This window comes from Streptomyces sp. NPDC034085 (assembly GCF_055575555.1).
The window spans coordinates 35,858-56,228 of record NZ_JBVISL010000013.1; the positions used below are offsets into that span (position 1 = coordinate 35,858).

The 20,371-nt window shown below is 72.8% G+C and carries 19 protein-coding genes; 4 read left to right on the plus strand and 15 right to left on the minus strand.

Annotated features, from left to right (window positions below; translation table 11 throughout):
• Positions 1 to 11 precede the first annotated feature (11 nt).
• On the minus strand, positions 12 to 1,523 hold the full coding sequence (locus tag ACZ501_RS31265; RefSeq protein WP_468800123.1) for a 4-hydroxyphenylacetate 3-hydroxylase family protein: 1,512 nt from the start codon (positions 1,521 to 1,523) through the stop codon (positions 12 to 14).
• Positions 1,524 to 1,982: 459 nt separating this feature from the next.
• Between ACZ501_RS31265 and ACZ501_RS31270 the strand changes: the two genes are divergently transcribed.
• Both ACZ501_RS31270 and ACZ501_RS31275 read left to right on the plus strand, forming a co-directional pair.
• A complete protein-coding gene (locus tag ACZ501_RS31270; protein ID WP_361601799.1) occupies positions 1,983 to 3,068 on the plus strand; it encodes a sensor histidine kinase in 1,086 nt (361 codons plus the stop codon).
• Positions 3,069 to 3,171: 103 nt separating this feature from the next.
• The gene (locus tag ACZ501_RS31275) at positions 3,172 to 3,876 is read left to right on the plus strand and encodes a YqeB family protein (protein WP_361601802.1); all 705 of its coding nucleotides are present in this window, start codon (positions 3,172 to 3,174) and stop codon (positions 3,874 to 3,876) included.
• A 49-nt stretch (positions 3,877 to 3,925) separates the two neighbouring features.
• On the opposite strand, the gene ACZ501_RS31280 is transcribed toward ACZ501_RS31275, so the two are convergent.
• From ACZ501_RS31280 to ACZ501_RS31345, 14 genes are all read right to left on the minus strand, one after another.
• On the minus strand, positions 3,926 to 5,200 hold the full coding sequence (locus ACZ501_RS31280; protein ID WP_468799962.1) for an activator-dependent family glycosyltransferase: 1,275 nt from the start codon (positions 5,198 to 5,200) through the stop codon (positions 3,926 to 3,928).
• A 31-nt stretch (positions 5,201 to 5,231) separates the two neighbouring features.
• Complete coding sequence (locus ACZ501_RS31285; RefSeq protein ID WP_468799964.1) at positions 5,232 to 6,509, minus strand: activator-dependent family glycosyltransferase; 1,278 nt, start codon at positions 6,507 to 6,509, stop codon at positions 5,232 to 5,234.
• A 53-nt stretch (positions 6,510 to 6,562) separates the two neighbouring features.
• Positions 6,563 to 7,858, minus strand: coding sequence for an activator-dependent family glycosyltransferase (locus ACZ501_RS31290; protein WP_361601811.1), 1,296 nt, complete (start codon positions 7,856 to 7,858; stop codon positions 6,563 to 6,565).
• Between the two features lie 3 nt (positions 7,859 to 7,861).
• Positions 7,862 to 9,166: an activator-dependent family glycosyltransferase gene (locus ACZ501_RS31295; RefSeq protein WP_468799966.1), complete on the minus strand. Its 1,305-nt coding sequence runs from the start codon at positions 9,164 to 9,166 to the stop codon at positions 7,862 to 7,864.
• 22 nt (positions 9,167 to 9,188) lie between these two features.
• Positions 9,189 to 10,469, minus strand: coding sequence for an activator-dependent family glycosyltransferase (locus ACZ501_RS31300; protein WP_468799968.1), 1,281 nt, complete (start codon positions 10,467 to 10,469; stop codon positions 9,189 to 9,191).
• Between the two features lie 9 nt (positions 10,470 to 10,478).
• On the minus strand, positions 10,479 to 11,774 hold the full coding sequence (locus tag ACZ501_RS31305; RefSeq protein ID WP_468799970.1) for an activator-dependent family glycosyltransferase: 1,296 nt from the start codon (positions 11,772 to 11,774) through the stop codon (positions 10,479 to 10,481).
• Between the two features lie 8 nt (positions 11,775 to 11,782).
• The gene (locus tag ACZ501_RS31310; RefSeq protein WP_468799972.1) at positions 11,783 to 12,811 is read right to left on the minus strand and encodes an NAD-dependent epimerase/dehydratase family protein; all 1,029 of its coding nucleotides are present in this window, start codon (positions 12,809 to 12,811) and stop codon (positions 11,783 to 11,785) included.
• Between the two features lie 55 nt (positions 12,812 to 12,866).
• A complete protein-coding gene (locus ACZ501_RS31315; protein WP_468799974.1) occupies positions 12,867 to 13,466 on the minus strand; it encodes a GNAT family N-acetyltransferase in 600 nt (199 codons plus the stop codon).
• 48 nt (positions 13,467 to 13,514) lie between these two features.
• Positions 13,515 to 14,537 carry an aldo/keto reductase gene (locus ACZ501_RS31320; RefSeq protein ID WP_361601874.1) on the minus strand — a complete coding sequence of 341 codons (1,023 nt, stop codon included), beginning with the start codon at positions 14,535 to 14,537 and terminating at the stop codon, positions 13,515 to 13,517.
• Between the two features lie 147 nt (positions 14,538 to 14,684).
• Complete coding sequence (locus ACZ501_RS31325; protein ID WP_468799976.1) at positions 14,685 to 16,259, minus strand: PH domain-containing protein; 1,575 nt, start codon at positions 16,257 to 16,259, stop codon at positions 14,685 to 14,687.
• Positions 16,256 to 16,789 (minus strand): PH domain-containing protein, encoded by a 534-nt coding sequence (locus tag ACZ501_RS31330; RefSeq protein ID WP_361601832.1) that lies wholly within the window; start codon positions 16,787 to 16,789, stop codon positions 16,256 to 16,258. The genes ACZ501_RS31325 and ACZ501_RS31330 overlap by 4 nt, the downstream gene beginning before the upstream one ends.
• A gap of 61 nt (positions 16,790 to 16,850) precedes the next feature.
• Positions 16,851 to 17,453 carry an LmbU family transcriptional regulator gene (locus tag ACZ501_RS31335; protein WP_468799978.1) on the minus strand — a complete coding sequence of 201 codons (603 nt, stop codon included), beginning with the start codon at positions 17,451 to 17,453 and terminating at the stop codon, positions 16,851 to 16,853.
• Between the two features lie 302 nt (positions 17,454 to 17,755).
• Positions 17,756 to 18,253, minus strand: a complete 498-nt coding sequence (locus ACZ501_RS31340) for a transposase (RefSeq protein ID WP_468799980.1) — start codon at positions 18,251 to 18,253, stop codon at positions 17,756 to 17,758.
• 98 nt (positions 18,254 to 18,351) lie between these two features.
• Entirely contained in the window at positions 18,352 to 18,588 is a 237-nt protein-coding gene (locus tag ACZ501_RS31345; protein WP_361601838.1) for a hypothetical protein, read from the minus strand.
• A 197-nt stretch (positions 18,589 to 18,785) separates the two neighbouring features.
• Between ACZ501_RS31345 and ACZ501_RS31350 the strand changes: the two genes are divergently transcribed.
• Both ACZ501_RS31350 and ACZ501_RS31355 read left to right on the plus strand, forming a co-directional pair.
• Positions 18,786 to 19,469: a response regulator transcription factor gene (locus ACZ501_RS31350; protein WP_362456687.1), complete on the plus strand. Its 684-nt coding sequence runs from the start codon at positions 18,786 to 18,788 to the stop codon at positions 19,467 to 19,469.
• Between the two features lie 165 nt (positions 19,470 to 19,634).
• Positions 19,635 to 20,333: an LmbU family transcriptional regulator gene (locus ACZ501_RS31355; RefSeq protein ID WP_468799982.1), complete on the plus strand. Its 699-nt coding sequence runs from the start codon at positions 19,635 to 19,637 to the stop codon at positions 20,331 to 20,333.
• The last annotated feature ends 38 nt before the right edge of the window (positions 20,334 to 20,371 follow it).

Sequence of the window (20,371 nt, forward strand, 5' to 3'; positions counted from 1 at the left end):
ACCGGGCACGGTCAGTACCCGGTGGCCGGGCGGGGCAGGTCCTCGGGCCCGAGGAGGTCGGGCCGCGTCCATCCGTCGAGGTCGTAGTCCGCCATGCACTGGTCCGCGAAGCCCTTCAGGGCGTCGGCCTGCCCGCGCGCCTGGTAGCTCAGCAGGGTCTGCACGCGGATGCCCTCGTGGTCGCCGCCGTAGTTGCGCTCGTACAGCTCGTGCCGTCCGGCGAACTCCGTGCCGACCGCGTCCCACAGCAGCTTGAGCAGCTTGACCCGGTCGACGGCCTCCACCCCGCGCGAGCCCCGCAGGTAGCGGTCCAGGTAGGGCCGGATCTCGGGGTTCTTCCAGTCGCTGGAGTGGGAGTTGAGGTAGATCAGACCACTGCCGAGGACCTGCTGGATGATCTCCCGGATCCTCGGGTAGCCGATGCCCATGAACGTCCGGTACGCGAGGCCGTAGTTGAGGTTCGGCTGCACGGCTCCGTTCACCCACTCCGTGGGCGACTTCGCCATCGCGTCCGACATCCCCCAGAACATGTCGCGCCAGTTGAGGACCTCGCCGATCTGCGCCTGCACGCCGCGGAAGCCGGAGGTCCCGGTCACCTCGACGGCCTTCAGCAGGCAGCCGGCGATGAAGTCGATCTTGACGGCGAGGCGGGTGACCCCGTGGAAGGTGAACCGCTCCAGGAACCCCGACCGGGTGGCGAACGAGTTGGCCGCGGCCGCGTCGTACATGAACACGTTCTCCCACGGGACCAGCACCCGGTCGAGCACCATGATCGAGTCGTTCTCGTCCAGCCGGCTCGACAGCGGGTAGTCGAACGGGCTGCCCAGCAGCGCCGCGTGCATCTCGTAGGAGGTCCGGCAGAACAGCTTCAGCCCGGGGGAGTCCATCGGCATCGTGAAGGTGAGCGCGAAGCGCTTGTCACGCAGCGGCAGACCCATGTGGGCGATCAGGTTCGCGTTCGTGATCGCCGAGGCGGTGGCCACGACCTTGGCGCCCGAGACGATCAGGCCGGCGTCGGTCTCCTCCTCGACGTGCACGCACACGTCGGCCGTCCGGTCGGCCGGCCGGTCGCGGTCCACCGGCGGGTGGACGATCGCGTGGTTGAAGTAGAGCACCCGCTCCTGCGCCCGCCGGTACCAGGCCCGGGCGTTGCCGGCGAACGGCCCGTAGAAGTCCGCGTTCGCGTCGAGGGTCCCGAAGAAGGCCGCCTTGTAGTCCGGGGTACGGCCCATCCAGCCGTACACGCGCCGCTGCCAGGCGACCATGGCGTCCCGCGCGGCCACCAGGTCCCCGGAGCTCCTCGCGGTCTTGAAGAACGGGTGCGTGAACCCGCCGTTGCCGGTGTCGGTCGGGACGCTCAGCACGCCCTTGGACTCCGGCTCGTGCAGCGCGTCGTACAGCTGCGCCACGGACCTGGCGCTGTTGCGGAACGCCGGGTGCGCGGTGACGTCCCGCACCTGCTCTCCGTGGATGTACACCTCGCGGCCGTCCCGCAGGGACTCCAGGTACTCCGCGCCGTTCATCGGGCGGACATCGTTGGGCGCGTCGCTCGTCGGACCTGGTGTGTTCGTCAACTGGGCCTTCTCTCGGGAAAAAAGTGGCCGGCCTGAAGGGCTGCGTCGCCGGTGCTGCGCGGGAGCCGTCCGGACGGGGGGAGGTCCGTGCGGACCGCGTGGCCGGACAGGCCCGTCCGCCGCCCCGGCCGAGGACTCCCGGGGGCGCGGCGACGGGAACGGAGAGCGGGAAACGGCCTGGCGCGACGGCCCGCCGGCGCGTTCCGCGTCCCGCCGGCGAGACGGGGGGAGGACGTGTGTGACGCCGTCCTGCGACCTCGTCCGAGACGAACGTCTCCAACAGTCCGACCAAGGTATCGTCCACCGGCCGGACCTCCGGCGGGAAGAGATCACGACGGTAAAGTCCGAACCGTGCCTCACTCCACGACTGCTTCTCAGCCCGTTCGGCGGAGTCCACGGGACTGGATCGTGGACACCGCCCTGTTCCTGCTCGCGGTGGCCTACGGAGTGGCGATCGCGAAGAGCCGCACCCAGGTGACCCCGGAGCCCGGGTTCAACTGGATGCACGTCGAGCAGATGGCCGGCGCGTTCGGCTGCGTCCTGCTGTGGCTGCGCCGCAGCAGGCCGGTCGAGGTCGCCTGCGTACTGATGGCACTCTCGGTGCCGTTCGAGATGGTCTCGGGCGCCATGCTCGCGGCATTGTTCTCCGTAGCGGTGCACCGCAAGCCGCGGACCACCGCGATCGTCTACGCGGCCAGCCTGCTGCCGGTCGTCGGCGACTCCCTGCTGCGCCCGGACCCCGCCATGTCGGCGTTCCACTACGCCGTCTTCGGGACCATCGTCCAGGGGTGTGCCGTCGGGTGGGGGCTGTTCGTCCACCACCGGCGCCAACTGCTCGTCAGGGTGGCCTCCGAGGCACAGCTGAGGGCGGAGCAGGCACAGATGCGGGCCCGCGAGGAGGTGGCCCGGGAGATGCACGACGTACTCGGGCACCGGCTGTCGCTGCTCACCCTGCACGCCGGCGCGCTGGAATACCGGCCCGACGCCCCCAGCGAGGACATCGCCCGGGCGGCCGGGGTGATCCGGGAGAGCGCGCACCAGGCGCTGCAGGAGCTGCGCGAGGTCCTGACGGTGCTGCGCGCACCGGAAACCGGCGAACGCCCCCAGCCCACGCTGGGGGACGTGCACCGGCTCGTCGCCGAGTCGTGCACGGCCGGGATGCGGGTACGCCTCCTCAAGGAGATCCCGCAGGCGGTCCCGGACCTCATCGGCCGCACGGCCTACCGGGTCGTGCAGGAGGCCCTGACCAACGTGCGCAAGCATGCGCCGGGAGCCCCCGCGAGCGTCCACGTGACCGGGGGAGAGGGCGACGGCCTCACCGTCGAGGTGACCAACCCGGCCCCCGGCCCCCGGCCCGCGGGCGTCGGGCGCGGCCCCGCCGGACACGGGCTGGCGGGGCTCGCCGAGCGGGTGTCGCTCGCCGGCGGACGGCTGGAGTACGGCCCCACCGGCAACGGCGGCTGGGGGATCACGGCGCGGCTGCCCTGGCCGTAGCGCCGGCCTCCCCGGGTACGGGACGGCACCCCGCAGCGAACGCGCACCGCAACAGAACGCCGCGAGCGCGGCGTGACCGATCAACGAACAGGAGAGTCCAGCAGTGGCGAAAGAGTTGAATCCGAAGGCGGGCGAATCCACCGAGGTCTCGGAACCGCTCTGGGGCCAAGTGCTCGTCTGCCTGGTCTTCGGGCTGGTCGGAGCCGGGATCTGCTGGCTGGCCAAGGCGCTCGCGAAGTGGGTGGTGACCCTGCCCTGGGCGCCCATGCAGGGCCCGGCGAAACTGGTCTCCGCGATCCCCGAACCCGGTCTGACCATCGGGGCGATCGTCCTCGGCGGCCTGGCCGGCCTGATCGCCGGCTTCCTCGTCAAGTTCAGCGAGCTGTCCGTCACCGTGTCCGACACCCGGGTGCTGTTCACCCGCAAGGGAGAGTCGCAGGAATTCGCCGGTTCCGACATCGCCATGGCCTTCCGCGACGGCAAGCAGCTCGTCCTGCTCGGCCACGGCACCGAGGAACTGGCGCGCGAGGACTGCGACCAGGACCGGCGCCGGCTCGCCGACGCCTTCACCGGGCACGGCTACGCCTGGGCGGAGGAGGACCCCCACAAGGCGGAGTTCCAGCTGTGGGTGCCGGAGAGCCCCCACCTGCCCGCCCAGGCGCACGCCCTGTTCAAGGCCCGCCAGCAGTTCCTGAAGAAGCCGGGCTCGGCCGAGGAACTCGAGGAACTGCGCCGCGACCTCCAGCGCCTCGACCTCGTCGTGTGCGACCGCAGCAAGCGCCAGTACTGGCGCCGGCTCGCGCGCTGACCGGCGGTGGCCCCGGCCGGACGGCCGCCCGGGGTCACCGGGCGCCGGCTCACCGGGCGCCGGCGGCCACCCACTCCTCCAGCTCCCGCGCCACCGCGTTCGCGTGCGGCGCCGCCCGCACCTCCTCGCGCAGGTCGCGGGCGCGGGCGCCGAAGGCGGGGTCCCCGAGGAGCCGGAGCAGGCCCGCGCGGACGGCCGGCCCCGTGGCCCGCGTCGCGTGCGTGGTGAGGCCCGCGCCGTGCGCGGCCAGCCGGCCGGACAGGAGCGGCTGGTCCACGTCCCAGGGCAGGGCGAGCTGGGGCACGCCGTAGAACGCCGCCGTGGTGAGCGTGCCCACCCCGGCGTGGTGGATCACCGCCGCGCAGGTCGGCAGCAGCGCCTGCATCGGTACGTAGGGCACCAGCCGGGCGTTGCCGGGAACCCGCCGCAGCTCCTTGGCGGCCTTCTCGCTCACCGTCGCCACCAGCTCGATGTCCAGGTCGGCGACGTGGTCGAGGATGTCCTGGACGTCCACCGGGTAGGCGAGGCCGTGGTCGCTGACCGTCAGACCGAGCGTCAGGGCCACGCGGGGGCGGCGCGGCGGCTCCCACAGCCAGCGCGGCACGACCGCCGGCCCGCCGTACGGGGTGAAGCGCAGCGACCGGTAGTCGAGGCCGGGCGCGTGCACCTGGAGCGAGGGGGGCAGCAGGTCGATGGAGAACCTGCCGGTGGCCATGGACTCCGTGAACCCGCCCCCGTACCGCCGGGCGTAGCCGTCGAGCCACGCGCCGAGCGGGTCGTCGCCCCGCTCGCCCTCCGGCAGGGCGTCGCGCAGCCGCCGGAAGTGCTGCCGGGCGATCCCGTAGACGTCCGCCCCGATCAGCATGCGGGCGTGGGCGGCGCCGACGGCCTCGGCCGCGATCGCACCGGCGAAGGTCAGCGGCTCCCAGACCACCAGGTCGGGCTTCCAGTGCCGGGCGAACTCGACGAGCCCCGGCGCCAGCGGCGCGTTCGTCATCTTGTGCGCGGCCTCGATCCGCACCCGGTACGCCTCGCGCAGCCACGGCAGCGTGATGTCCCCGGCGGCGCGTTCCGCCGCGTCGTACGGCTCGGCCAGACCCGGGGCCAGCCGCGCCCCGCTGCCTTTGAGCCGGCCGGCGACCTGCCACAGGTCGCGCTCGCTGCCGACGGGCACGGCCGTCAGCCCGGCCCGGGTGACGGCGTCGGCCAGCTTCGGCTGGCAGGCCACCCGTACCTCGTGGCCGGCGGTGCGCAGCGCCCACGCGAGCGGGGCCATGAGCAGGAAGTGGGTGCGCTCGGGATAGCAGGTGAACAGGATGCGCATGCTTCGTCTCTCGTTCGGCGGCCGCGCGGCGTCAGCGGGCGGGCGTGCGGTGGCGGTCGGTGAGCTCCTCCAGCAGGGGGACGAGCTCGTTGGGGGCGGGCAGGGCCGCCATCTCCTCGCGCAGGTCGACGGCGCGCGCCGCGAACCGCGGCTCCTCCAGCAGGCGGAGCACGTTCTCGCGGACCGCCGCTCCCGTCGCCCTGTGGTGCGCCAGCTCCAGCCCCGACCCCTGCTCGACGATCTTCCGGGCGAGGAGGGGCTCGTCGAAGTGGTACGGGACCGACAGGTGCGGAACGGCGTGCCCGGCCATGGTGGCGACCGTGCCGGTTCCGGCGTGGTGGATCACGGCGGAGCAGGTCGGCGCCAGTGCGTGCAGGGGTACGAAGGACACCAGCCGGGCGTTCTCCGGCACGTGCCGCAGCCCGGCCCGCTCGGCCTCGGAGAGCGTGGCGACGAGCTCGATGTCGAGGTCGGCGAGCGAGTCCAGGACGTCCTGGGTGCTGATCGTGTAGCCGTCGTAGTGGTCGGTGGCCGTGAGCCCCATCGTCAGGGCCACCCGCGGCCTGGAAGGTCCGCTCCACAGCCACTTGGGGACGGTCGCCGTGCCGTTGTACGGGACGAAGCGCATGCGCACGTAGTCGAGGTCCTCGGCCTCCACCTGGAGGCTGCGCGGGAACTGGTCGATGGTGAAGTGCCCGGTCGCCATGTCCTCGCTGAACTCGCCCCCGTACTTGCGGGCGTAGCCGCCCAGCCAGTCGGCGAGGTGGTCGGTGCGCTCCCCTTCGGGCCGCTGCGCCTTCAGCCGCAGGAACCGCTCGCGGGCCGCGCCGAAGACGTCCAGCCCGAACATCAGGCGGGCGTGGGCGGCGCCGACGGCCTTCGCGGCGATCGCGCCGGCCTGGGTCAGCGGGTCCCAGACCACCAGGTCGGGCTTCCAGTGCCGGGCGAACTCCACCAGGCCGGAGACCAGCGGGAAGTTGTCGGGCTTGAAGCCCTTCGCCACCGCGTCGTAGTAGCCGTTCAGCATGGGCTCCCACGCGGCCTTCGCCGGGTCCTCGGCCGCGTCCCAGGGCGCGTGCAGCCCCGCCCGCGCCGCTTCCAGCTCCTCCGGGTCCAGCCGCGCCACCCGGAACAGGTCGCTGTCGCGGCCCACGGGGACGGCCGTGAGCCCCGCCCGGGTGACCGCGTCGGCGAACTTGGGCTGGCAGGCCACCCGGACCTCGTGGCCGGCCGTGCGCAGCGCCCAGGCCAGCGGGACCATGCTCAGAAAGATCGTTTTTTCGGGGAGGACGGTGAAGAGGACGCGCATGAGTGCTGCCTTCCGGGTGTGGGACGGGAGGGGGCGCCGCGGGGCGCGCGGGCTCAGGCGGAGCGGCGGGCGGAGGAGCGGAACGCGGCGGTGAGCTCCTCCAGCCGGGGCACCAGCTCGTTGGGCGCCGGCTGCGCGAGGGACTCCTCCCGCAGCGCCGCCGCCCGCTCGCGGAAGCCGGGCTCGCCCAGCAGCCGCACCACGGCCTCGCGCACCGACGCCGCGGTCGCCCGCTCCGCCCCGATGGCCAGGGAGCCGCCCTGCGCGGCGGCGAGCCGGCCCAGCGTGGGGCCGTCGAAGTCCCAGGGCAGCAGCAGCTGCGGGACGGCGTGCTGCGCCATCGTCAGGAACGTGCCGTACCCGGCGTGGTGGACGGCCAGGTCGCAGGTCGGCGCGAGGGCGTGCAGGGGGACGTAGGACACCAGACGGGCATTGTCGGGCACCCGGGAGAGCTCCTTGCGCTGCTCCTCGCCGACGGTGGCGACGACCTCGACGTCCAGGTCGGCCAGCGAGTCGAGGACGTCCTGGACGTCGAACCCGTGGCCGGCGCCGTGCGCGGCGGAGCTGATCCCCATGGTCAGCGCCACCCGCGGCCGCTGCGGCGCGCTCCACAGCCAGCGCGGCACCACCGCCGGCCCCCCGTAGGGCACGAACCGCATGGGCAGGGTGGGCAGCGCGCTCGCCGGCCGCAGGGACGCGGGGAGCTGGTCGATGGTGAAGTGCCCCGTGGCCAGGTCCTCGGACCAGTCGCCGCCGTACAGCCGGGCATGGCCGCCCAGCCACTCCGCGAGCGGATCCGACCGCTCGGCCGGGGGCCGCGCGTCCCGCAGCCGCAGGAACTCCTCCCGGGTCCTGCCGAAGGCGTCGACGCTCCACAGCAGCCGGCCGTGGGCGGCGCCGCAGGCCTGGGCGGCGAGGGGACCCGCCATCGCCAGGGGTTCCCACAGGACGAGGTCCGGACGCCAGGCGCGGGCGAAGCGGACCAGGGCCGCGGTCATCGGGAAGGTCGCCGGCTTGTGCCACTGGTGGATGATCCCGGCGTACCCCTCCGTCAGGTGGCGCCAGTCGGCCCGCTCCGGGTCCTGCGCCACGTCGTACGGCGCGGGCAGCCCGAACTCGGGCCGGTACGACCAGTCCTCGACGGTGTGCATGCTGCGGCGCAGCAGCTCCCACAGGTCGTAGTCGCGGCCGACGGGGACGGCGGTGAGCCCCGCCTGGGTGACCACGTCCGAGAACCAGGGGGCGCCGGCGAAGCGCACCTCGTGTCCGGCGGTGCGCAGCGCCCACGCGAGCGGCACCATGGCCAGCACGTGCGCGCGTTCGGGATTGGCGACGAACAGGACGCGCACGGCTCACGCTCCGAGTGGGGCCGTGGCCGCCGTCGCGCGCTCACGCCGCTCGGCCGTGAACCGCTCCAGCACACCGACCAGCTCGTTCGGCGCGGGCATCGCCAGCATCCGGTCGCGGAGCACGGCGGCGCCCCGGCGGAACTCCGGCTCGGACAGCAGCGCGCGCAGCCCGTCGCGCACGTCCGCCCCGGAGGCCTCGCGCGGGTTGAGCACCAGCCCCGCACCGGTCCGGGCGACGCCGGAGGCCAGCGCGGGGCCGTCGTTGTCCCACGGCAGGATCAGCTGCGGCAGTCCGCGCAGCGCCGTCGTGGCGAGGGTGCCGAAACCGGCGTGGTGGATGACGGCGTCGCAGGTGGCGGCGAGCGCGTCCAGCGGCAGGAAGGAGGCCACCTTGGCGTTGGCCGGGATCCGGGTCAGCTTGCGCTGCTCGGCCTCCGCGATGGTGGCGACGAGTTCGACGTCCATCTCGCCGAGCGCGTCGAGGACGTCCTGCACGCCGACGACGTACTCGCCACCGTGCCCGGTGGTGCTCAGCCCGAGGGTGAGGGCCACCCGGGGCTTGCGCGGGGCACCGTGCAGCCACGCGGGCACCACGGCCGGACCGCCGTACGGCACGTACCGCAGCGGGAGGTAGTCCAGGTCCGCGCGGTGCTGGAGGCACTCCGGGACCAGGTCGACGGTCGCCTGGCCGGTGATCAGGTCCTCGCCGAACTCGCCCCCGTACCGGCGGGCGTAGCCGCCCAGCCAGTCGGCGAAGGGGTCGGTGCGCCCGCGCTCCGGCCGCTCGGCCCGCAGACGCAGGAAGTGGTCGCGGGCCACGCCGTACATGTCGGTGCCGAACAGCAGCCGGACGTGGGCCGCCCCGACCGCCCGGGCCGCGATCGCGCCGGCGTAGGTGAGCGGCTCCCACACGACCAGGTCCGGCTTCCAGTACCGGGCGAACTCGACCAGCTCCGTCACCATGGGCACGTTGCTGCTCTTGTGCCAGCGGTCGATCTGCGTCGCGTACCCCTCGCTGAGGTACTCCCAGGTGATGTCGTCGGGCTGCCGCTCGGCGACGTCGTAGGGCAGGGGCATCCCGCCCCGGTCCGAGCGGCCGAGCCAGTCGGGGTCCCGGGACAGGATCTGCCACAGGTCCCGGTCGCGGCCGACGGGCACGGCGGTGAGACCGGCCTGGGTGATCACGTCGGCGAACTTGGGCTGGCTGGCGAAGCGGACCTCGTGTCCGGCGGTGCGCAGCGCCCACGCCAGCGGGGCCATGCTCAGGAAGTGCGTTCGCTCCGGATAGGTGGTGAACAGGACGCGCATGGTGCTGCCCTTCTGGTGTGCGTCAGGCGTGGGTGGTGTCGCGGTGGCGGGCGGTGAGTTCCTCGATCCGCGCGACGAGCTGGTTGGGGGTGGGCAGGGCGAGGGTCTCGTCGCGCAGTGCGGCGGCGCGCTCGGTGAACCGCGGCTCGTCCAGCAGGCGCCGGACCGCGGCACGGACGTTCTCGCCCGTGGCCAGGCTGGTGTGCAGGTCGAGCCCGGCGCCCTGTCCGGTGATCAGGCGCCCCAGGATCGGCTGGTCCCAGTGGTAGGTCAGGGACAGGTGGGGCACCGCGTGCCGGGCGACGGTGGCCAGGGTGGCGGCGCCGCCGTGGTGGATGAACGCGCTGCACGTGGGCGCGAGGTGGTGGATGGGCGCGTAGGGCACCAGCCGGACGTTGCCGGGTACGGGGCCCAGCGCCGCCTTCTCGCTGTCGGCGATGGTGGCGACCAGCTCGATGTCGAGGTCGGCCAGGGCGTCGAGGACGTCGCGGGTGTCGATGGTGTAGCCGTCGTACACCTCGGTGGCGCTCAGGCCCATCGTGAGGGCGACCCGGGGCTTCTCCGGGGCCTTCCACAGCCAGGCCGGGACGGTGGCCGGGCCGCCGTACGGGATGAACTGCACCGGCTCGTACCGCAGGCCCGGAGCGCGGGTCTGGAGGCTCGCGGGGAACTGGTCGATGGTGAAGTGGCCCACCGCCATGTCCTCCGTGTACTCGCCCCCGAACTTGCGCGCGTACCCGCCCAGCCAGTCGGCGAGGGGGTCGCCGTCCTCACCCCGCGGCCGCTCCGCCTTCAGGCGCAGGAAGTGCTCGCGGGCCACGCCGAAGACGTCGATGCCGAACAGCAGCCGGGCGTGGGCCGCCCCGACGGCCTTGGCGGCGATCGCGCCGGCGTAGGTGAACGGCTCCCACACCACCAGGTCCGGCTTCCAGTGCCGGGCGAACTCCACCAGCTCGCCGGTCATCGGGAAGTTGTCCTCGCGCAGGGACCCCGTCGCCAGCTCGTAGCCGGTGGACAGGTGCTCCCAGGTCGCCTTGGACGGGTCCTCCGCGACGTCCCAGGGCGTGGGCAGACCGGCGCGCGACTTCGCCAGCAGCGCCGGATCGACCAGCTCCAGCAGCCGGGCCGGGTTCTGCCGGCGGCCGACGGGCACGGCGGTCAGACCGGCCTGGGTGATCACGTCGGCGAACCGGGGCAGGCTCGCGAAGCGCACCTCGTGGCCGGCGGTGCGCAGCGCCCAGGCCATCGGCGCCATGTACTGGAAGATGCTCTTGTGCGGGTTCGCCGCGAACAGGACACGCATGGCCTCGCCTTACTCGGAACGACGGACGGGAGATCGGAACTCGACGGTGAGCTCCTCCAGCACGGGCACCAGTTCGTTGGGCGTCGGCAGGGCGAGGAACCGCTCGCGCAGCTCCGCCGCCGCCTGCCGGAAGGACGGCTCGCCGAGGACCCGCAGCAGGTTCTCCCGCACCACCGCCCCCGTGGCCCGGTCGGCCCGGACGGACAGGACGGCCCCCTCCGCGGCGGCCCGGCGGGCCAGTTCCGGCTCGTCGAAGTCCCAGGGCACCGCGATCTGGGGCACCGGGTTCAGCACCGTGGTCAGGAAGGTCCCCGGCCCCGCGTGGTTGATCACCGCGCTGCAGGTGGGCAGCAGGGCGTGCAGCGGCACGTACGACACGACCCGGACGTTGTCGGGGATCCGCTTCAGCTTGCGCTGCTCGGACTCGGCGAGGGTGGTGACGACCTCGATGTCGAGGTCGGACAGCGACTCGAGGATGTCCGACACGTCCGCGACGTGGCCGGCGAAGCGGTTGGTGGCGGCGATGCCCAGGGTGAGGGCGACCCGGGGCCTCGCGGGCTGCTCCCACAGCCACCGGGGAACCACCGCGGGCCCGCCGTAGGGCACGTACCGCATGGGCACGTAGCGCAGGTCCGCGGCCATCCGCATGGAGGCGGGGAACTGGTCGATGCTGAAGTGGCCGGTGGCGAGGTCCTCGGTGTACTCCGCGCCCGGGCCGCCGTACTTGCGGGCGTATCCGCCCAGCCACTCGGCGAGCGGGTCGCCCTGCTCCTCCCGCGGCCGCGACGCCTTCAGGCGCAGGAAGCGCTCCCGCGTCAGCCCGAGCACGTCGATGCTCCACAGCAGGCGGGCGTGGGCCGCGCCCACCGCCTTGGCGGCGATCGCGCCGGCGTACGCGAGCGGCTCCCACAGGACCAGGTCGGGCTGCCAGTGCCGGGCGAACTCCACCAGGTCGGCGGTCATCGGGAAGTTGTCGGTCTTGTGCCACTGGCCGACGACGTGCGCGTAACCGGCCCGCATCGTCTGCCAGTCGAGGTCCTCCGGCGCCCGCTCGGCCGCACTGTAGGGGTCGGGCAGGCCCTTGCGGTCCGCCTCCATCCGGTCGGGATCGAGTTGCGGCAGCCGCCAGACGGGACGGTCGCTGCCGACGGGGACGGCGGTGAGTCCCGCCTGGGTGACCACCTCGGCGAACTTCGGCGGGACCGCCACACGGACCTCGTGTCCGGCGGTGCGCAGCGCCCACGCCAGCGGCACCATCTGCTGGAAGAGGCTCTTGTCCGGAGTGGAGGTGAACAGTACGCGCATGATTCCCCCTAGGAGTCGCGACCGGCGCGGGCGGCCGTCACACCGTGCTGTGCTCCCGCCACGGCGGCGCAGAGGCGGTCCAGGCCTTCCCGGAGCGGTACGCGGGGCGTCCAGCCGGTCAGCTCCCGGAACCGCGCGGACCGCAGGACGAAGTCCAGCCGGTCCGTCGGCAGGGCGAACTCGGCGGGCACCGTGTCCACCACCGGCACCGGCGGCAGCCCGGTGTGCCGGGACACGGCCCGCGCGATCGCCGTGAACAGCTCCGCGACGCTGGTCTGCTCGCCCGAGCCGACCTCCCACGCCCCGCCGACGACCGCGTCGAGCGCGTCGAGCGCGGCGGTGAAGGCCCGGGCCGCGTCGTCGATGCCGAGCAGGTCGCGCTTGGCCTTGCCGCCGTGCCACACCGTGAGCGGCTGCCCGGCGACCGCACGCCGGGTCATGGCGGCGACGACGCCCCGGTCGAGGTCCGTCGCGTCCGTGCCCAGGCTGTAGAGGGTCGACAGGCGCAGCGTCGCGCCGCGCACCACGCCCTCGGCCGTGGCGTCCGCGATGGCCTGCTCGGCGGCCAGCTTGTGCCGGTCGTAGGTGGTCAGCAGCGACTGCGGCGGGACCCCGTCCGCCGGGGCGGCCGGCACGCTGGCCGACTGGGAGAGCGAACCGGAGAACAGCAGCGCCGGCGGCTCCGCCCGGCGCTCGGCGCGGACCGCCTCGATCACCTCGTGCACCAGCCCGACGTTCACCCGCTCGGCGAGGGCGTCGCCGTCGGCGACCCGCCAGGTGCCCTTCCCGGACAGGTGCGCCACGAGGTGGACCACCGCGTCGGAGCCCGCCACGGCGTCCGCCACCGCGCCGGGCCGCGTGAGGTCGACCCGGCGTTCCTCGATCAGCGCGACGGGCCGGGGCGGGACCGCCACGGGGCGGCGGCCGACGAGCCGGAGCCGGACGCGCCTGCGTGCGAGTTCCCTGCTGACGGCCGTACCCAGCAGGCCTGAGGCACCGAGCACGGTGATCAGCGGTGCCGTTGCGTGACCTGGCACTGGTTCTCCTTAATCCTGTTCCGGTGGGCGGCGGGCGCGGGCGCGCCCGGCGGCGTCAGGCCGCGGGGCGGGGGCGCAAGGGCGCGGCGGCGGGCCCCGCGGGGGCCCGGCGCCAGCTCAGCCCGGGGCCGAGGACGCCCTCCAGGGCGCCGTCGACGTGGCGCTCCCACTCGGCGCGCCCGAGTTCGAAGGTGTGCAGGTCCCAGTGGCGCCCGCGGAAGTAGAGGTGCTCCCGCAGCACCGCGGTGGCCTGACTGCTGTCGGGGGTCAGGCCTACCGAGCCGAAGGTGGCCTCCGTGGTCTGCGCGATGACCTTGTCGATGTCGAACATCGCGAAGGCGTAGTTGATCGTCAGGTAGATCGCCTCGGAACCGACCCCGAGCCGGGCGCGCCGGGGGTCCAGATAGACCCCGGACTTGACGTGCCCCGCGGGATCCAGCCCGTGCAGCGTGCTGAACCCGAGGACGTCCCCGCTGCCCCGCGCGGTGACGAGGAAGGCGGCGTCGCACTTCGACAGGTCGCGGCCCTCCCCGCGCGCCGAAGGGCTGACGCTCTCTATGCCGGTGCGCAGCATGGTGCGGACGAGTTCCGAGTGGTGGCGGGTGGAGGCGGGGCGGAACGCGAGGCGGCGGGAAGCGGTGTGCGGGAAGAGCACGTCGGGATCCAATCGGTCGGGGAGGCGTGGGCGTGCGGAGGACGGCCGTCAGGTCCCGTCCGCCGTGCCGCCCCCCGCGTGCGGCGCCTGCGGTGCGGGCGCGCGGCCGGCCCGGAGGCTGTCCCAGCGCATGTCGCCCACCGCCGTCGGCAGCTGGTCGAGCAGGCTCAGCTCCGCCGCGGTCAGCCGCAGGCCGGCGGCCGCCACGTTCTCCTCCAGCCAGTGCAGGTGCCGCGTACCCGGGATCGGGACCACGTCCGGGCCCTGCGCCAGCGCCCAGGCGATCGCCACCTGGGAGGCGGTGGCGCCCTCGTGGCGGGCGGCGATCTCCTGAAGGCCGTCGAGGATGGCCCGGTTGGCGCGCATGGCATCCGCCCCGAACCGCGGGTCCCGGACCCGTGAGTCGTCCGGGTGCAGGTGCTCGTGCGCGACCCGGCCGGAGAGGTAGCCGCGTCCGATGGGCGCGAAGGCGAGGAACCCGACGCCGTTGCGCCGGCACCAGGGCAGGACGTCCCGCTTGTTCTGCTGGGACCAGACCGACAGCTCGTACTGCACCGCCGTGATCGGGAAGACCGCGTGGATCCGCTCGAGTTCCTCGCCGGTGGCGTGCGAAATTCCGAGGCCGCGCACCTTTCCCTCGGTGACCAATTCGCCGAGGGCGCCCCACGTTTCCTCGATCGGCACGGCCGGGTCCACGCGGTGCAGCTGATAGAGGCCGATCGTGTCCGTCCGAAGCCGGCGCAAGGACGCCTCGCAGGCACGGCGGAGGTGTTCGGGCCGGCCGTCGCGGACGAACTTCCCGTCGGGCTGGGCGATCATTCCGCACTTGGTCGCGATGACGACGTCGTCCCCGCGGTGTTCCAGCGCGCGGCCGAGGAGTTCCTCATTGGTGAACGGACCGTACACATCGGCCGTGTCGAAGACGTTGATGCCGAGTTCCAGGGCCCGGTGGATGACGCGGGTGGATTCCTCGTCATCCCGCGGACCGGCTCCGTAGCCGTGGGACATCGAACTGCAGCCAAGGCCGAGCGCACTCACGGAAAACCCGTCGGTCAGCTTGGTGCGCCACATTTCTATGTACTCCATAAAATCCGGTGGTGACAACTCTCGTGCTGCTGCGGAGAGGCCGGGGCGGTAGCCCGCAGGGCACATGGATTCACTTCGGGAGGCGGATCGCCGACCCAGATCATTCCGTATCGGCCGGAAAGCCGGGAGCCGTCACCGGGCATTACTTGCGGGGGTGGGGAGATTCTCCGGTGCGCCGCCTTCGAGAAACTCCGCGAGCAGCTCGGGAACGGCCTCGCCGGCCAGTGCCACGAACTGCTCGACGCTCATGTCCGGGGCCTGGTAGATGCGCAGTCCGGCAGCGGTCGGCGTGGCCACGCTCACCAGCCCCAGCCACCGCTGCACCAGGGACTGGCGGATCCTCAGGCCGAGGACCGCCTCCCGCCGCAGCGCCGAGGTCTGACGCCGGGACAGGCCGTGCCGCATCACGAGGTACGGCTGCGCGTACGCGTGCCCCAGGGCGCGGAACGCGACCACGGCCCCGGCGGCGGCGAGCGGCAGCGCCCACAGCGGCACCGCCCAGACCCACCCGGGGACCGCTCCCGTGGCGCCCAGCCAGGCGGCCAGCCCCGACAGCCCGGTGCAGGAGGCCACCGCCCACAGCAGCCTGCGCAGCAGCGCGCCGCGGGGGTGCCGGCGCAACGGCGCCTCCAGGGGCCGCGCCGGGCCGGGCAGGACCAGGGCCGCCACCCGCCTGGCCTCGCGGACGGGGCCGCGCGGCAGGATGCTGCTGGCGGGCTCCCCGGTGAGCGACCAGCTCGCGAGCCCGGTGGAGACGACCGCCGTCTCGGTGAGACCGATCCAGCGCCAGAACAGCGGTTCGCTGAGCTGCACCCCGCGCAGCCGGCGGTCGTCGCGGTGCACCTCCCGGGTGGACATCAGCCCCTGCCGGGTGATGAGTTCGCTGCCGTCCTCCTTGAACCTGCGCACCAGCGTGAAGTGCCAGTTGTCCTGCACGAAGCCGGTGGCCAGGGCGAGGAAGCCGAGCAGGAAGACCACGGCGCCCCACAGCGCGTACGAGCCCCAGCGGCCGGGGGCGAGGCGGTCGACGACGCCGCCGATCGCACCGGTGAGGTCGAGGCCGACCAGTTCCGCCATGGAGTCCAGGCTCCACAGCATCAGCGCCCCGACCAGCATCCCCCAGATGTTGATGACGTTGTAGAAGATCCAGTACCAGCGCACCCGCGCGATGGGGGTCTCCCGGAAGGACGCGGCCTGCTCCGCCTCGGGGTCCGGGACGCCGCGCATCAGCTCCAGGCGCAGGGCCTGCGCGCTCTCCTTGGAGACCGCGTCGAGCCGCAGCGCCGGCCGGGCCCCGCCGGAGCTGATGACCACCACGCGCAGGCCCGCGAGCCGGTGGCGCAGCCGGGCCTTGTGGTCGACGGCGCGGATGCGGTCGCGCGGGACCTGGCGGTAGACCCGCATGATGCGGCCGGTCCTGATCTCGACGAGCTCCCCGGTGATCCGGTAGCGCGTGCGCAGCCACCGCACGACGTCGCCGACGCTGATGACGACGCCGACGCCGGTGGCGGCCATCGCGGGCCACAGGTCCGACAGGCGCCGTCCGGTGCCGAAGAAGAGGACCGACAGGACGGTCGGCGCCAGCGACAGCAGGAGCCGCATCAGGTTGACCCAGATCAGCCGCCCGTCCAGGCGCTGCCAGGGCGCCCCGTCGAGGTCGTCCTCGGGCGCCGCAGCGTCCGTCCCGGCGGCGTCCACGGCACTCACGTCGCGTCCCCGGGCGTGGCCTGGGTGAGGGCGGTGAGTTCGGCGGCGGTCCGCGCGACCACGTCGGCGTCGAGTCCGACGATCTTGACGTGGCCCTCGTGGGAAGCGGTCACCACCCGGAGCGTGGCCAGGCCCAGCCACTGCTGCACGGGGCCGCGGACCACGTCCACGCTCTGGATGCGGGACACGGGGACGATGCGCCACTCCCGCACGAGCCAGCCCTTGAGGTCGTACACGGCGTGCTCGGTGCACTCCCAGCGGTGGACGCGGTACCGCAGGCTCGGCATGAGCACCGCGGTGACCGCGTGGCCGGCCGCCAGGATGACGAGCCCCGGCCCCAGCCAGGGCCGGGACGCGTCCCAGAGCCAGTACGTGAGCCCCAGTGTCCCGAGGACGACGGCCGTGGAGATGACGACCCGGATCGTCCACCACCAGACGGCCCGCTTCTCCACGCGGTGGCGGGGCGGGCGGATCCGGTCGCGGGGCGTTCCGATCGACAGCGCCGGGGAAGGCGCCTCTGCTCCAGTCATACCGTCATGTTGCACCGCCGATATGCCCTCGTAAGAAGAGCGGAACACGAAATACGAGAACTCAGCTGCCGACGGCCGGAATGGACTCCACGGCGTCGTCGAGAGCCGCGGTAATCCACGTCAGGAGATCCTGCCTCGTGTGCTGGGCGGCAGCCTGCCAGCGTTCTCGCTGATCGTCGTTCGGCTTGATCTTCAGCGGAACGGGACGCTCTTCCTCGACCGGTGACTTGCGCGCCCTGACCTGCCGCCTCAGTTCGTTGCGGGACCATCCCTGCTCCGCTGCCTGGCTCAGCAGCCGGCCCCGCTCCTCGGGATCCATGCCCGCCACCTCGGCATGGTGCTGGAAACTCAGCTCGGCCAGCCGCTGGTGCGGTGCGAAACTACGGGCGACCCAGGCGTAGTTCCGCAGGGTCTGATAGTCGAGCGACGTCTGCGCTATCGCGTGCTTGTAGCGGTTCGGGAATTCGCTCTGACCGTAGATGAGCCAGTCTCCGAGCCACCACGAAGAGGAATTGGAAATCGCCTCGATCTGCTGCCCGAGGCTGCTCCAGGCCTCCATCGACATGCCACGCGGGATGGAGAGCGTCGTTCTTCTTCGGATGGCCTGACCAAACGCCGCAGAGGGGCTGACGGTGACGGGATTCTCCTTGGCGTGGTCGAGCATGTCTTTCTGCTCCTTTCACTGAACCCGGCTGCCATGTGTACGGCGTTCGAGTTTTCGCAAGGGTGGTAAATGGTGCTGTGAACCCGCGGGTCCGATCGTGATCCGCGGTCCTATGAGGATGGTCTGAACCTGCTCGCGTCCCGCTCGTGCGGCTCGCCGGTGCGTCCCGCCGGCGGGACAGCCGCGGGCGTCCCTGCGTCACAACCCGGCGCGGGCCGGACGCTGTTCCCCCCGCGGCCGGGATCGCGCACGAAGGCCGTGTCCCATGTGGCGGCGCGCGCGGAGGGCCGCCGCGGGAGCCGTCAGCCGCCGCGCGGCACCCGCGGTCCGCCCCCGTGCGCCGGCCGGCCGGCCGGGGAGGAAGGGCAGGTCCGGCGGTGCCGGCACAGGGCGCACCGCGGAATCCGGCGCCCCGGGCCGAGCCCGTCGCGGGACGCGGGGCCCGCCCCGTCGTACCGGGCGCGCGCGGAGTCCAGGAGCACCCGCGTCAGCACCGACACGTCCGAGCCGTCGCCGTACGGGGCCGTCGCCTCGTACAGGCGGCCCCACACCCCGGACCGCGACCAGAGCAGGAACCGGCGGTGCGCCGTCGACTTCGATATGCCGAAGCAGGGCGGCAGCGCCCGCCAGGCGCACCCGCTGACCAGCACGTACACGATCGCGGCGAAGACGGTCTCGTCAGGCGTGTCCGGGGTCCCGCCGCCCTGCGGCCGCACCCTGGGCGGCGGGATCAGCGGTTTCGCCGCCTCCCACAGCCCGTCCGGAACCACCCAGCTCCACGTGCCCTGGCCCCTGGCCACCTCGGCGATCACCTCACCACGTAGGACACGGTTCGGCGGCCGTCGTCCTGTTCTTACGGATGGTGTCCGCCGGACTCGTGGCACGCGTGCGGCACGGCTCAGACGGCGGTCTTTCGGGCACCGTCGGCGACGATGACCAGGATGACTCCCAGGACCGACAGGGAGAGGTTGCAGATGACTTCGTACCCGTGGAGCGCGGAGATGTGGGGGACCACGTACAGGTTGACGAAGTTGAGCACCGGGCTCAGGAAGGGCTGTACCGCCAACTGGTCGATGGTGCCGCTGATCCCGGCGACGACGAGGAAGGCTCCCGCGAACTGAAGGAATTTTGGCATGCCGTCAGGCTAGGAAGACCTGTCCGTGCCGCAGATCCCTCACCGGTACATCCCGGCGCGACCGAAGCACCGCGGTCCGGCCGCCGGACGGGACCAAAGTGCCCTCCGCGCCTCGACTTCCGTGCCGTGCGCCGTCGCCCGCCCCGCCCCCCGCCCGGGGGCCTCGGGGGCCGTTCTGCTGCGGTTATGCTCACCGCATGACCTCAGCCGAGCAGCCCACGGTCGACGTGTTGATCGCCGACGACGACCCGCTGGTGCGCATGGGGCTGTCGGTGATGCTGGGCGGAGCCCAGGACCTGCGCATCGTCGCCCAGGCCGGTGACGGCGCCGAGGCGATCGAGCTGGCGCGCCGGCACCGTCCCGACGTGGTGCTGATGGACATCCGCATGCCGGTCATGGACGGGCTGGCGGCCACCGAGGCGCTGCGCGCGATGAGCGACGCCCCCGAAGTGCTGGTGCTGACCACCTTCGACGCCGACGAGTACGTGCTCCGTGCGCTGCGCGCGGGCGCCGCCGGCTTCGCCTTGAAGGACACCCCGCCGGCGGAGATCGTCGCCGCCATCCGACGGGTGGCCCAGGGCCAGCCGGTGCTGTCGCCGCCCGTCATGCGGCGGCTCATCGACCGGGTCGTGTCCCTGCCGGACGGCAGCCGCAGGCGGGACGCCGAGGAGCGGCTGGCGGTCCTCAACGAGCGGGAGCGGGCGGTGGCCCTCGGTATCGGCCAGGGGAAATCGAATGCGGAAATCGGCGAGGCGCTGTATCTCGGCGTCTCCACGGTGAAGACCCATGTTTCCAGCATCCTGACCAAACTCGGCCTCAACAACCGCGTCCAGGTCGCGCTCTTCGTGCACGACGCCGGAAACCCGGAGGACCGGTCTTGACGCCGAGCCGCCCGGTTCGCAGGTTCACACATCTCCTTCGCCGTATCTTCACGTAATCCCGAGTTCATCCCCGACAGGACGCCGACGGGCGGGACGGGACGCACTCGTGGCTGGGTACAGTGGTGTCGACTGTCTCAAGTGAATCGATAGCTCTGAAGGATCGTCATGGGGGATGTAAAAACGAGGGAACGGTTCGGAGTCTTTCGACAGGCCGCGCAAGCGGCCGTCGAGAGACGTGCCGGGGCCGTCGAGCAGGTCGCTGCGCGCCGAACCGTACTGGAAATGCCTTCCGGGATATCCATGGACGATTGGAGGACGATTGGTAATCGATTGTTCGCCGCTGCGGACTCGTCCGCCTGGTGGCTCGGGGACTGGCTCATCTACGGCCAGTCGTCCTACCCGGACCGCTACCGGCGGGCGGTCGAGGAGACCGACCTCGACTACCAGACGCTGAGGAACTACGCCTGGGTGGCACGGCGGTTCGCGCCCGTGCGCAGGCGCCCGGCGCTGAGCTTCCAGCACCACGCCGAACTGGCGAGCCTGCCGGAGCAGGAACAGGACTACTGGATGGACCGGGCCGAGCGGCTCAACTGGTCCCGGAACTTCCTGCGCGCCCGCGTGAAGGCCGCGCGCGAGGCGGACGAGCAGAACGACCGAAACGCCATCGGCATGCGGATCCAGGTGAACGTCTCCCGCGACCGGCGCCAGCGCTGGGCCAGCGCGGCGGCGGACATGGAGCAGGACCTGCCGGGCTGGGCCATGTCCATCCTCGACCGCGCCGCCGCCGCGGTCCTCGAGAACGGGGAGGACGCGCACGCCGTGTGCCGTCACGAGCCGGCCGTGCTCGCGTCCCGTGCCGGGTGAGCCGGAACCCGTCCGGCACTGACGGCGCCGCGGAACCC